This window comes from Aerosakkonema sp. BLCC-F183 (genome assembly GCF_041929145.1).
Classification (GTDB): domain Bacteria; phylum Cyanobacteriota; class Cyanobacteriia; order Cyanobacteriales; family Aerosakkonemataceae; genus Aerosakkonema.
On record NZ_JBHFNU010000021.1, the window covers coordinates 76,078 to 89,286 of the forward strand.

A 13,209-nucleotide genomic window follows, 5' to 3' on the forward strand; every position below is an offset into this window, starting at 1 on the left:
TTTGCAGCGTTTCAGAAACGAGTTTTTGAGAAAAACCGGGTTTCTCGCCATCAAAATATCGCTTTTACAATATTTTTATCATCACCATCAATATATTTATCCACCTTGTCACGCCTACCACGTCAACTCCAACTCGGATACTGCTACCACATCACCACTCGCTGCAATAACCGCGAATTTCGTCTTACCCGCAGCGAATGTCGCCAAGTCTTACTTTACGCGATCGAAAAAGCACGTCTCAAATATGGTTTCAAGCTTTATGCACTCTGCATTATGAGCAACCACGTTCATTATCTGCTCGAACCCGCACAACCGCAAGATTTACCGAAAATCATGCACTGGTTGAACTGGTATACTGCCATGTGCTTTAATCGAATGCTGAATCGCACCGGGCATTTTTGGGAAAAGCGATATCACAGCACGGGTTTTGCTAATACCGATAAACGTAGGGCATTAAATACTTTACGGTATATCCACGCCAATCCGAAAGCGGCGGGAATGCAACGCGGCTTTTTCTATGATTTCAGCAATTACGGAATGTATGAGAGACTGCGGGATGATGGTATCACGCAATGGCATCCGGCATTTTTGACGTTGGGTAAAACTTTGGATGAATGCGCCGCCGCTTATCGCAAATTCTGTCAGAAATATCGACCCCAACCAAAAGCTGAGAAAAAAAGCCATTGGGGAAGTCGCTTGTTGGCGGGGTTGAAAGTGAAGGGAAAACCGAAAAAATCTTCGCCGGGACAGTTGTGTTTGCCTTGGGCGCAATGGGATGTCCCTAATGAAGAGGTGCGTTCCGTAGCAGAAAAGTTTGTCTTGGCGAATTGTTTTGACCCCAAGTTTGCCGATATTCCTTTTCCTTAGTTTACCTAGCGCAGTGCCAGGTATCGGAAACCCAGACACCGCATGACTTCGTGGAAATTCGCTCTGTTGAAAATCTTTTGGATCGGCTGAAAGCTTTAGATGTTACAATCTACAAGTCTCGACGCGAGAGAAGAGAACCCCAAAAACCTAACCCCACACCGAGAAGAGAACCAAAGCCTAAATAACCACGCCGCCTCCAAACCGGGAGATGGGCCAATGGAGCATTGGTATTAAATATGAGTTCATGGTAATATAACCATTTACCATTCTTTCTCCAGCCTACACGATCGCCAAAAGCCTCCCAAATTTTTTCGTCGTACTTTCTCGTACCGCCCAGACTTTGATAGATGCGCTTCTGCACCGAAAAGCCGAAGCGCCCATTGCTGTATTTTACCCACAGATGGTCAATAGCGCGGAGGTCTTCACAAGGAAAATTATCAATATGTTCGACATCTAACCAACCTTCTTTTTCTCTCCCCGCCACCATCAACATCAGTCTTCCCGTTTCCTCATCCGCCTCTTTCCATTTCCCCGCCGCCAGCAAGTCGCGCAATTTCCCATATCTTCGCCAATCAATCTTAGGTTCCCCAGTTTCCGCCAAAAGTTGCAACCACTCTTGCATCGACTGGGGACGGTTTATCGCTTCTAGCTTCATTCCTTCCAGAATAGCTTGATTTACCTTATCGCAAATCTTCGGATTAAACTGCTGTGGCGGAATCAACTCATCATTCTGCCATTGCGGACATTGCGCCGTCACCGCATAATAAAGAGAAGCCGCCAAAGTATAAATATCGATAGTTGGTTTGCGATTATCATTTCCCAATTCAAATTGTTCTAACGGTGCAAAAACTGCATTTCCAAACCGCCGCGAAAAAGTCGTAGCAGGAACAAATTCCCCCGCAATCCCAAAATCGATTAACACCGCCAACCCATCACCCGTCAACATGATATTATCCGGGTGAGCATCCCGATGCGCCAATCCTTCCTGGTGAACGACACTCAAAGCATCCCCAATTTGCCGAAAATATTTCAGCGCCTCAGCTTCAGATAACGGCTGCTTTGTCTGTTTCAGCCGTTTCCACAAACTTTCTCCCTCAATATATTCCATCACCAGACAGTCAATGTCACCTTCGCGAAACAAATCCGTGACGCGAACGATATGAGGGTGGCGCTTTTGCGCTAATTTAGCGAGTAACTGCCCTTCTTTGAGGAAGCGTTGCACGAATTTATCATAATCTGCTTCATATTGCAAATCATCTCTCGGCGTTTTGATGACGACGTAAGTACCGAATCCCGTATGCTTCGCCTTGTAGGTAACGCCAAAGCCACCGCCACCCAAGACATCTTCAATAATATATCTACCGCCGCCAACAGTCTTCCCACCTATCCACATATCGGAAAATTTGAGACGATCAGTTTAATTTTGCCGCAAATCATGGCTGTTTTGCCACAACCCATTAGCCCTCTTCGGTACGTAGTTGGGCTTCAGCCCTCTTCGGTACGTAGTTGGGCTTCAGCCCTCTTATTCCTAACTAGGGCTTCAGTCCAGTAAAAGAGATTGACAAAAAGAAGATAATATGGACTTGGCTTTAGATCGCGGCAGGGCGAAGCATTTGGACAGAAAATCTTCGGTTTTGTATAATAAATTGTCGCCCAAATGCTTCGCCCCTACATAACACATATTTCGTTATTTTTGTCAATTTATTCTACTGGACTGGCGCTCTAGGATAGAGGCGCTAAAGCGCAACTACGTACCTTTTACCTTGTACTCGCTGGTGGTGGGGGAGGGGAAGGATTAACAGGGGGTTTGGCAAACTCATTTTTCAATAAAATAAACGTAGTTACTATTCCTGTGATAGCAATTACCACATTTGCCCAACTTCCCAACACTGTTGGCTCAAAATTCGGTACTGAAATCGGTATTCCCCGTTTCAATCCTAACAATTTCAGCCATTCGTCAACAGTGGCGGGACGATTTTTGGCTTCTAGCTGCATTCCTGCTAAAATCGCTTGGTTAACTCGTTCCGAAATTAGGGGATTTAACTGTTTGGGAGGAATCAACTGCGCTTTATTATCTCTAATCTCTCTCGCATCCGGCGGTTTTTCCCCTGTCAAAACAGCATAAAGCGTAGCCGCCAAAGCATAAACATCAGTATAAGCGCCTTTATCTTTTTGAGGGCTATAAAGTTCTAAAGCCGCAAACCCAATTTCTGTTACTTGTCGCGACAAAGGATGATCGAAACCTCGCACTAATTCAAAATCAATTAACACTGCATCGTATTTACCAGCGCGAATCATAATATTATCTGGTTTGACATCTCGATGCAAGTCATCGTGTTTGTGTACTTCCCTCAGTGCGTCACCAATTTGTTGGATATAACGCAATGCTTCTTTTTCTGGCAAAACTCGTTTGACTAATCGATTTAAAGTATCCCCTGGAATATATTCCATCACAATACAGCCGCGATCGCCTTCTTTAAAGGTTTTTTTAACTTTCACGATATGGGGATGCTTATATCGCCGCAATTTGTCAGCTTCATCCAAAAATCTAGTTTCTAATTTAATTCGTTCTTCTGGCGTTATCTGATTGGTTTTGATTTGGATATCCAATTCTTCGTAGTTCAAAGTTTTGATGACGACATCTTCACCATTTTTATTATCCTTGGCAAGATAAGTTATGCCATATCTGCCGCGCCCAAGTTCGGATTTAATGGTATAATTGCCATTCTGTAACTGCTGTCCTTTTGTCCAAGTCATAGTTCCCGCATCTGGTGAACCTTACCTTGATTTTGACACAGGTTGTAAAATCTGTCTGGGGTACGATGTTTTATTTAAATATAAAGGATATGAAAGGGCGGGAGAATAGAAAGCTGCAAATGCAAAAATCGGTTAATTTGTAGGTTGGGTTGAGGTAGGAAATGCAACAAATCAGTTGGGTTTCGCTTCACTCAACCCAACCTACGAAGTAATGGTTTTGGCGCTGAAGCGCAACTACGTACCAGGAGGCGCTGAAGCGCAACTACGTACTCATGGGAATTTCAGTTAGGGATGGGACTATGAAAACAACTATCTTGGCAACAATATCCGTTTTAACTTCTCTGTGTTTAACATCTCCCTTGGTAGCGCAAACAGATGACCCGGTGCAAAGGTTACTGACTGCAAAAGAATGTGCGGGATGCGATTTAAGCGGGATGAACTTGAACGGTTTGGATCTCGGTGCTGTCAATTTGAGCGGTGCGGATCTCAGCGATGCTAGTTTAAAGAATACAATTCTAGTAGGTGCTAATCTCAGAGGTGCTATTCTGCGGGGTGCTAACCTGAAGCAAGCGATGCTGACGGGCGCAGATATCAGCGGTGCAGATTTAACTTATGCTGACCTCACTGAGGCTAACCTGTTTCGCGCTAAAGCGAACGAGTTGGGAGGAACGGATTTTACGAATGCCATTTTCAGCAACACGATGATGCCTAACGGTAATATTCGTAACCCAAAACCAATTGTAATTTCTACCCCTGAAAATGAAATTCCGGCTGAGCTTCCGGGAAAAATAGAATAGGGGCGAGGCAATTTTGGATGAGGATCTCTCCCACTCCCCCACTCCCCCACTCTCCCACTCCCCCACTCTCCCACTCCCCCACTCCCCCACTCTCCCACTCCCCCACTCTTCTATCGTGCTGGCTAAATTTACCGATCGCTTCCGGGATATCCTGTCTAATTGGCGTCGCAATATTGGGACGCCACTAGCTGCTATACCCGTACTGATTGCCAGTGTAGGAGTAACGGCGTCGCTGTTGGGTTTGCGAGAATTCGGTAAACTGGAACCGTTGGAGTTGGGCGCTTACGACCAAATGTTGCGATCGCGCCCTCCGGAAAACATCGACTCGCGCATTTTAGTAGTAACGGTGACAGAACAAGATATCCAGCGCGTGGGTAAGTGGCCGCTCACAGACGCTACAATGGCTAAACTATTAGAAAAACTTGAGAAATACAAGCCTCGCGTCATCGGTTTGGATATTTACCGGGATTTGCCAGTAGAACCGGGACACAAGAAATTAGCCAGTCTACTCAGTAAAAGCGATCGTCTGATTGCCGTTTGTAAAACTAGCGATATCAATCATCCCGGCGTTGCACCGCCCAACGCAGTTCCGTCCAAGCGGATCGGTTTTAGCGATTTGGTCGTTGACTCGGATGGAGTGATTCGGCGAGCTTTGTTATTTGTGATGCCAGAAAAGGGGAGTTGCACAGCTCGCGTCTCTTTTAGTTTCCAACTGGCAAGTCGCTATCTGACAGCAGAAGGAATTGAACCATATAAAGTAGAACCATCGGGAGACTTGGGGCTCAGAAAAGCGACGCCGCCAAACATTTCTCCCTCTCCCTCTAATTCTCTCGTAGTTTTTCCACGTCTCGTGTCCGATGCCGGTGGTTACCAAAAAGCAGATGCGGCAGGTTATCAAATTCTGCTCAATTACCGCTCATCCGAAAAAGCTACCCAAGAAGTCACTCTCAGCCAAGTACTTAACGATCGAGTCCCGCCGGAATGGGTGCGCGATCGCGCTGTTTTAATCGGCGTACAAGCCCCCAGTATCGACGATGCTTTCTACACACCTTTCAGCGCCGCCAGACCCCAGGACGCGAAAATGCCGGGAGTGGTAGTCCACGCTCAAATAGTCAGCCAAATCCTCAGTGCTGCTCTTGACAAAAGAAGTATCATATGGTATATGCCTTGGTGGGGTGAAACGCTGTGGATTTTGGGTTGGGCAATCGTAGGTGGTTTGGGTGCTTGGAAGTTGCGGCATCCTCTATGGTTGGGACTGTCTGGGCTGGGAGCGATCGGCCTTCTGGGAGGAGTTTGCTACGGGTTATTGATATACTCCGCATGGATACCGATCGTCGCGCCAGTGCTGGGGTTGATAGGGACAGGTGCAAGCGTGGTAGTATATGCTGCCTACCAAATGCACAAGCAGCAGCAAAAAATCGCCCACCTGACAGCAGAACAAGAAGATACGATCGTGCTGCTGACAACGATGCTCAAGTACAATACCGCCGCATCATCTGCCACTATTCCTCACACCCAAGAAATCACTCTTCCTGTACCTTCATCTGCTACACTTCCTGTTACCTCACTCTCAGAAACATCCGCTTCCCAACCAGAACCGTTCTACTTTTCATCCCTGTTAGACGGGCGCTACAAAATCGTCAAAGTACTCGCTCAAGGAGGATTCGGTCAAACTTATCTGGCAGAGGATATCAAGCGTCCCGGAAAACCGATTTGTGTGGTCAAGCGCTTAATGCCAGCGCGGCGAGATGATAAATTTTTGAAAGTTGCAAAGCGTTTATTTGAGACAGAAGCCAAAATTTTAGAAGTTTTGGGCCAGCACAGTCAAATTCCCCAACTGCTAGCTTACTTTCCAGAAAAAGAGCAGTTCTATTTAGTTGAAGAATATATAGAAGGAATGCCGCTAAGTGAAGAACTACCAACAGATAAGCGCCTGAGCGAATATGTGGTGGTCGATTTACTCAAAGGAATTTTGGATATTCTCGCTTTTATTCACCAAAACCAAGTCATCCACCGCGATATCAAACCCAGCAATATCATTAGAAGAAAAGAAGATGAGCAATTGGTTTTGATTGACTTTGGTGCAGTTAAACAGATGCAGCCACATTCGGGTGACGATACAGAACACCAGACAGTAGCGATCGGCACGCGAGGCTATGCACCGCCGGAACAGTTGGCGGGACACCCACGTCCCGCAAGCGACATTTATGCAGTCGGAATGATTGGAATTCAGGCGCTGACAGGCATTTCGCCCCACTGTTTGCCTCTCGATCGCGACACCGGTGCTGTGATTTGGCGTTCTTTAGCGAATGTGAGCGAGCAATTGGCCGATATTTTGGATCGGATGGTGTCTTATCATTTCAGCGACAGGTATCAGTCAGCAGCAGCAGTATTAAAGGATCTCAACAGTTTGGAGCGATCGATTTTAAGCAGGGAAACCACAAATCAGAATGCCACAAATATATCTGAGATGGTAACAGACGAACAGGATAACATTCCCCCAACAAAGGTAGATAGTCCTATCCCCTCTCGTTTGTGGGATGCGACAATCCAATTAAATGAGGAGAATTCAGAAGTTTAGAGTTTGTGGTTTCTTTTGCCCTACCCATAACTTTGATTTCTGTCGCGACGCCATCGAAAAATGTCACAATGTAAGACTGGATCTTTCACGCTTCGTGCGTAAGCCCCCTCTAAAATCCAAAATCTAAAATCCAAAATCCAAAATCGATATGAGTCCGACTGCTCTTGAGCCAACTGTTGTCAAATCGGCGGCCCGCCGTGTTGTTTTTCCCTTTACGGCTATTGTTGGCCAGGAGGAAATGAAACTGGCGCTGCTGTTGAATGTCATCGATCCGAAGATTGGCGGTGTGATGATTATGGGCGATCGCGGTACGGGTAAATCTACCACGATCCGCGCTTTGGCTGACCTTCTCCCCGAAATCGATGTAGTTGCCGATGACCCATTCAACAGCGATCCCACCGATCCTGACCTGATGAGCGATGTTGTGCGCGATCGGCTGACTCGCGGAGAGGAAATTCCTACAGTCAAGAAAAAAGTATCGATGGTTGACCTGCCTTTGGGTGCGACAGAAGACCGGGTTTGCGGCACGATCGATATTGAAAAAGCACTTTCTCTTGGTGTGAAAGCATTTGAACCGGGACTGCTGGCAAAAGCAAATCGCGGTATCCTCTACGTCGATGAAGTCAACTTGCTCGATGACCACTTGGTAGATGTGTTGTTGGACTCCGCTGCTTCCGGTTGGAATACGGTAGAACGCGAGGGTATTTCCATTCGTCACCCCGCTCGTTTCGTTCTGGTTGGTTCTGGAAACCCTGAAGAAGGAGAATTGCGTCCCCAACTGCTCGATCGCTTCGGGATGCACGCAGAAATCCGTACAGTCAAAGAACCGGCTCTGCGCGTGCGAATCGTGGAACAAAGAGCCGAATTTGACCAAAATCCGCCAGAATTCATCGAAAAATACAAAGAACCCCAAGAAGCGATCCAAAAACAGTTGGAAATAGCGCAAGAAATACTGCCTTCGGTGGTAATCGATTACGATCTGCGAGTGAAAATTTCCGAAGTTTGTGCTGAACTTGATGTAGATGGCTTGCGCGGTGATATCGTAACCAACCGAGCCGCTAAAGCCCTAACTGCTTTTGAAGGTCGAACCCAAGTGCAAGTAGACGATATCCGTCGCGTTATGACTCTGTGTTTGCGTCACCGCCTTCGCAAAGACCCGCTAGAGTCGATCGATTCTGGTTACAAGGTGGAAAAAGCCTTTAACCGTGTATTTGGGATCGAAGTAAAAGAAGGTTAGGTAGCATTTTGTAGGGTGCGTCAGATATTAAAGTTTTTCCGATAGTTTTAATCTGTCTGTATGACGCTCCCTAAACAATTTTAGATTTTGGATTTTAGATTTTAGATAGAATCTCAATCCAAAATCTCTAATTTGAAATTTCCCACTGAAAACTGACAACTGACCAAGAATAAATTAATATGAGACCTTGGCAATTTTGGTGGAATATCTTAATAGCTGCTAGCGAGTACAATCCGCCTCGATTTGTTGAACTAATGATGTTGGCACTGGCAATGGTAACGCTTGCAGTATGGGGAATTACAAATGAATGGCCTTTCTTGGTGTTAAGCTTGAGCTATGTGGTCGGTTCGTCTACATCTATTCTGGTGGGAGAGGCGATCTCACCTTCGACAAATCATCGTTTACTGCAATCGATCTCCGTGCTGGGTTTAATGATTAGTTTTTACTTTTTTTTAAATTTCTTCCTGGGTATTAGCATCATCCCGCATTTTTAGGTTCGTGCAGAATCAGGCGATTGCCAGCAGGATCGTAAGCATAAATTTCTTTGCCGTGAGAGGCGGAAACTATTTCGCCGGGAGGTGGGTAACCCAAAGCTGCAAAATGTGCGATCGCATCCTCTAAGTTGCTTACTTGCAAACATAAACTCATCCCACTTTGGGATGAATTGTTAAATTCATCCCGCTCGCTATTTCTAGGTTTAAATATTCCCAAATGCAACCCCGGCAGATGAAATTCTGCATAGACATTAGGTATGTGGGGTTTGGGTTGCTGACCGAGCAGTTGAGTATAAAAATTTATCAGTGTTTCGATATCAACAGCAGCCAAGGTAACGAAAGCGTCGGTACATTGAAAAATCATAAAAAAATTGCACCCCGAACACGCGAAGAAGACGAAGAAAAAGAAGCGACCGAAAAAAAAGCAGTTTCAAGCCTCCCATTTCAATGGGAATCATCAAAAAATTTTTCCGAATTTGAAGTTCCCCTCTTTTAAAGCCCAGCCAATCCAAAATCCAAAATCTAAAATCCAAAATTGGGTGACAGTCTGCTTTTGGAGAGACACGACTTAAACGAGACGACTGCCAAAATAGGAAATAGAAGTTTTGAGGAAAACTGCTATGACTGCAACGCTATCTATGCCCAGTTCTCTGGAAACATTGCTGGGTCAAGAAGCAGAAGATCTCCTCAGTTATCAAGCAAAAATTTCTAAAGATTTATTGCATTTGCCAGGGCCAGACTGGATAGAACGAATTTTTGCACAGAGCGATCGCAATCCGCAAGTCTTGCGTAGCTTGCAACAGCTTTATTCTACCGGACGCCTCGCCAACACGGGTTATCTGTCCATCCTGCCAGTAGACCAAGGCATCGAACACTCTGCGGGTGCTTCCTTTGCACCCAACCCAATTTATTTTGACCCGGAAAACATTGTCAAATTGGCAATTGCGGCAGGTTGTAATGCGGTTGCTACCACACTGGGCGTTTTGGGCATGGTTTCGCGCAAATATGCCCATAAAATACCCTTTATTGTCAAGCTCAATCACAACGAACTGCTCACCTATCCGAATAAATATGACCAAATCATGTTCGCTTCGATCGAACAAGCTTGGAATTTGGGAGCAGTAGCCGTCGGTGCTACAATTTACTTCGGTTCGGAGGAATCGACTCGCCAAATCCAAGAAGTCAGTCAAGCTTTTGCACTCGCCCACGAATACGGTTTGGCAACTATTCTCTGGTGTTATCTGCGAAATCCTGCATTTAAGCAAGATAAAGATTACCATCTCGCCGCAGATCTGACCGGTCAAGCAAATCACTTGGGTGTGACGATCGAAGCTGATATCATCAAACAAAAGCTGCCCGAAAATAATAACGGTTACGGCGCTGTCTCCAAAGCTATCGGCAAGAAATACGGCATGACGCACGATCTTGTTTATAGCGATTTAACGACAGACCATCCGATCGATCTCACGCGCTATCAACTGTTGAATTGTTATTGCGGTCGTGCTGGATTGATTAATTCCGGCGGTGCTGCCGGTAAAAACGATTTTGCCGAAGTAGTTCGCACGGCGGTGATTAACAAACGCGCTGGCGGTTCGGGATTAATTTCGGGTCGTAAAACTTTCCAACGTCCGTTTGAGGAAGGGGTGAAGTTGTTTAACGCGATTCAGGATGTTTATTTGTCGCCAGAAGTGACGATCGCATAATTTCGTTTTTTCTATGCGATCGTTCTTTTGGATGTGAATTTGGGCATAAACATTGTAGAGACGTTTCATGAAACGTCTCTACAGCTTATCTAATCGTAGGGTGGGTTAGGCACGGGCGATAATTTCAGCATTTTCGATCGATAATTTATTTCCTGTGCCGTAACCCACCATGCACTCAACTGTAAAATTAATGAGTATTTTACCCATAAATCCGCAAGAGCCTATTAGTTAAAATTTAACCGCAGATGTAGGCAGATAAACGCAGATGAACGCAGATAAGATTGCAAATTTTTTAGGCAATTGATGCTAGAGGATATGAGATTATTTCCGATTTCCCAATTAGCTACCTCGCAAACGCGGTTGTACGTACTTGGCAAAATTTTCGCGTCCGGATTCTAATTGAGGCGGAATGCCATTAGGATAAGTTTGGGCAACTAAAGCTTGCAGTTTTTGAACGCGGTTTTCTGGATTGGGATGAGTGCTGAAAAATTCCGGCGATTGACCGCCTTTGCGAGCAGCTGCCAGAATTTGCATTACTTCGACAATACCTTGGGGATTGTAACCGGCTTGGGTGATGAAGCGAAAACCGAGTCGATCGCTCTCCAGTTCATCCTCGCGTCCGTACCGTAAGCTTACCAGTTGGTTGACTGCTTGCGCGATCGCAGCCACTTGTTGAGCTCGTCTTTGGTCATCGCTTACCGCTACACCAACAGCTGTTACCAGCGTTGACCCCAGCTGCTGTTTTGCCAGATGTTCCGCACCGTGTCGCGCCACTACATGACCGATTTCGTGTCCCAAAACTGCCGCCAGTTGTGCTTCTGAGGAGAGGCGTGCCATCAAAGCAGCGGTAAGGAAAATTTGTCCTCCCGGTAAGGCGAAGGCGTTGATCGTGCGTGGGTCGCGTAGCAGGTGGAATTCAAACGGATACTGGCTTTTAGCGGCATCCGACCGCTGTGCCACTCTTCCTCCCACTCGATCGACATAATCTTGGAGTGTCTTGTCAGGGTACAAACCGCCATGTTTAGCTGCCATTTGCTGTCGCGCTTGCAGTCCCAGCGCAACTTCCTGACGCGGCGAGAGCTGTAGGCGCTGATTTTCGCCGGTGATCGGGTTGTATACAGTGTGAGTGCAATAGCCGATCAGCCCAAATGCGACGAGTATTACCGCAATTCCTAAACGCCACAGTTTTCTCACCGCTTTTCTCCCAACTGCTCGGTCAGAATTTTATCATACTTATGGCAATAAAATATCTGTCTTAAGGATACTGTTTTTTTGTTTTACCTTTCACGAGTTACAAATAATACGGAATCCGATGCGATCGCGCCTTTTATTGGCTGAATGTAGAGTCGTTTGATGAAACGTCTCTACATTTAGGGTCGCGTTAAATTATTGCTAGCAGAAATGCGGAATTTACAATGGTTATCTCAAAAATTAAAAAGTAGGTAGCGAACCCGATTTCGTAGAAGTGCGATCGCATCTTCTCACCACTACTAACCTCAGCTATATATCTATTAATTTATTCCTATTATTCAACCATCTATGGACGGATTATTTACTATTTCCAAAGTGCTATAAGTTATCTATGACGCATTGGAGACTGTGAGATCTGTGGGTAACTTAAGCAAATTCATACAATCTGGTAGTGACTTATATTTAATAGTCGCTTCAAGTTATGTGCGATTGCCGACATATTTTTATTAACGGTTACCACAAGAGGTGTAAGAAAGCAGAATTTTGTGCGCTTAAAAATGCAGCGATAATTCCCGATCGCGTCATATGCGTAATTTTCTCGCTCTCAATAATTTAGGAGTTGGCAAAAGATGACTGATGGAAAAAAAGGCAAAATAGGCGTCTTGGTTGAAGAACATTTCGATGAAACTGAATATCGCCGATTTAACGAATTTTTTCCTCAACACGGCTACGATGTTGAGTATATTTCCAATCTTTGGAATCAGGAAAAAATTACCTTTAAAGGCAATGACCATACAGAGGAAGTAACCGTTACTGTTGATGTCAACGAAATCGATCCCGCCGATTACAAAGGCATTATTCTCATCGGTGGTTACGCAATGGATCGTTTGCGATATCAAGTAAGTCCGAAACCAGGTGAGCCGAATCAATCTCCAGCCGTAGAATTTCTCCGCAAAGCGGTACAAGCGATGGATGGTGGCGATCTAAAAGTTGGCACTATTTGCCACAGTATGTGGTTATTTTGTGCAGATCCAGAACTGATGAAGGGTCGCAAAGTTACCTGCGCTCACAACATCATTTGCGATGTGGAAAATGCTGGCGGAACGGTTATCTATGAAGGCGATAAAGCAGTTGCTACTTATATAGATGGTAACTTGATATCCGGGCAGCATCCTGGGGTTGTCGATGAGTTTATGAATCTCTTCTTGCAAGAAATTGAAAAGAAGGAAAAAGTCACAGCTTAAGTTCCCAATCGCTGCGATGAAAGGAGTATGTTGTTGTGCTTTAGCGCTCTTATCCCAGTGGTCATAAGAGCGCTAAAGCGCAACTACGTACCTAAGCCCAGCCTTAATTATATAACTAGCACCTTTTTTAGTAGTTTGTCTCCAGTTTGGTAAAATAAAGTAACATATAATACATTTTTTTATAAATGTATCGTATAATGAGGTTAAAATAATACGTAAATTCGGGTAAAGCTTAGTAAAATATATTACAAATAATAAAAAGGTAAAAAAAACACAATTTGAATTGAGGATTATGGGATACTCTGGAACACTAGAAAATAGCTATATGTAGTCGAATA

11 protein-coding genes are annotated in these 13,209 nt (G+C 45.1%); 7 read left to right on the forward strand and 4 right to left on the reverse strand.

The features are described 5' to 3' along the window. Window positions 1-105: 105 nt before the first annotated feature. Complete coding sequence (locus tag ACE1CD_RS05510; protein WP_374822198.1) at window positions 106-867, forward strand: transposase; 762 nt, start codon at window positions 106-108, stop codon at window positions 865-867. A 109-nt stretch (window positions 868-976) separates the two neighbouring features. On the opposite strand, the gene ACE1CD_RS05515 is transcribed toward ACE1CD_RS05510, so the two are convergent. Together ACE1CD_RS05515 and ACE1CD_RS05520 are read right to left on the reverse strand one after the other, a co-directional pair. Continuing rightward, window positions 977-2,260, reverse strand: a complete 1,284-nt coding sequence (locus tag ACE1CD_RS05515; protein WP_374822200.1) for a GUN4 domain-containing protein — start codon at window positions 2,258-2,260, stop codon at window positions 977-979. A 365-nt stretch (window positions 2,261-2,625) separates the two neighbouring features. Then, window positions 2,626-3,624 carry a serine/threonine protein kinase gene (locus tag ACE1CD_RS05520; RefSeq protein WP_374822203.1) on the reverse strand — a complete coding sequence of 333 codons (999 nt, stop codon included), beginning with the start codon at window positions 3,622-3,624 and terminating at the stop codon, window positions 2,626-2,628. A gap of 299 nt (window positions 3,625-3,923) precedes the next feature. Between ACE1CD_RS05520 and ACE1CD_RS05525 the strand changes: the two genes are divergently transcribed. From ACE1CD_RS05525 to ACE1CD_RS05540, 4 genes are all read left to right on the forward strand, one after another. After that, window positions 3,924-4,421: a pentapeptide repeat-containing protein gene (locus ACE1CD_RS05525; protein WP_374822206.1), complete on the forward strand. Its 498-nt coding sequence runs from the start codon at window positions 3,924-3,926 to the stop codon at window positions 4,419-4,421. A gap of 115 nt (window positions 4,422-4,536) precedes the next feature. Beyond that, window positions 4,537-7,002 (forward strand): CHASE2 domain-containing protein, encoded by a 2,466-nt coding sequence (locus tag ACE1CD_RS05530; protein WP_374822208.1) that lies wholly within the window; start codon window positions 4,537-4,539, stop codon window positions 7,000-7,002. A gap of 148 nt (window positions 7,003-7,150) precedes the next feature. Next, window positions 7,151-8,239 carry a magnesium chelatase ATPase subunit I gene (bchI, locus tag ACE1CD_RS05535; protein WP_374798773.1) on the forward strand — a complete coding sequence of 363 codons (1,089 nt, stop codon included), beginning with the start codon at window positions 7,151-7,153 and terminating at the stop codon, window positions 8,237-8,239. Window positions 8,240-8,418: 179 nt separating this feature from the next. Further along, window positions 8,419-8,733, forward strand: coding sequence for a hypothetical protein (locus ACE1CD_RS05540; RefSeq protein WP_374798775.1), 315 nt, complete (start codon window positions 8,419-8,421; stop codon window positions 8,731-8,733). On the opposite strand, the gene ACE1CD_RS05545 is transcribed toward ACE1CD_RS05540, so the two are convergent. Beyond that, window positions 8,717-9,097 carry a VOC family protein gene (locus tag ACE1CD_RS05545; protein ID WP_374798777.1) on the reverse strand — a complete coding sequence of 127 codons (381 nt, stop codon included), beginning with the start codon at window positions 9,095-9,097 and terminating at the stop codon, window positions 8,717-8,719. The two genes, ACE1CD_RS05540 and ACE1CD_RS05545, sit on opposite strands and share 17 nt — an antisense overlap. A gap of 256 nt (window positions 9,098-9,353) precedes the next feature. On the opposite strand from ACE1CD_RS05545, the gene ACE1CD_RS05550 reads away from it, so the two are divergent. After that, window positions 9,354-10,436 (forward strand): class I fructose-bisphosphate aldolase, encoded by a 1,083-nt coding sequence (locus tag ACE1CD_RS05550; protein WP_374798779.1) that lies wholly within the window; start codon window positions 9,354-9,356, stop codon window positions 10,434-10,436. Between the two features lie 339 nt (window positions 10,437-10,775). On the opposite strand, the gene ACE1CD_RS05555 is transcribed toward ACE1CD_RS05550, so the two are convergent. Further along, window positions 10,776-11,630 (reverse strand): M48 family metalloprotease, encoded by an 855-nt coding sequence (locus ACE1CD_RS05555; protein WP_374798781.1) that lies wholly within the window; start codon window positions 11,628-11,630, stop codon window positions 10,776-10,778. A gap of 626 nt (window positions 11,631-12,256) precedes the next feature. On the opposite strand from ACE1CD_RS05555, the gene ACE1CD_RS05560 reads away from it, so the two are divergent. Beyond that, a complete protein-coding gene (locus ACE1CD_RS05560) occupies window positions 12,257-12,871 on the forward strand; it encodes a DJ-1/PfpI family protein (RefSeq protein WP_374798783.1) in 615 nt (204 codons plus the stop codon). The last annotated feature ends 338 nt before the right edge of the window (window positions 12,872-13,209 follow it).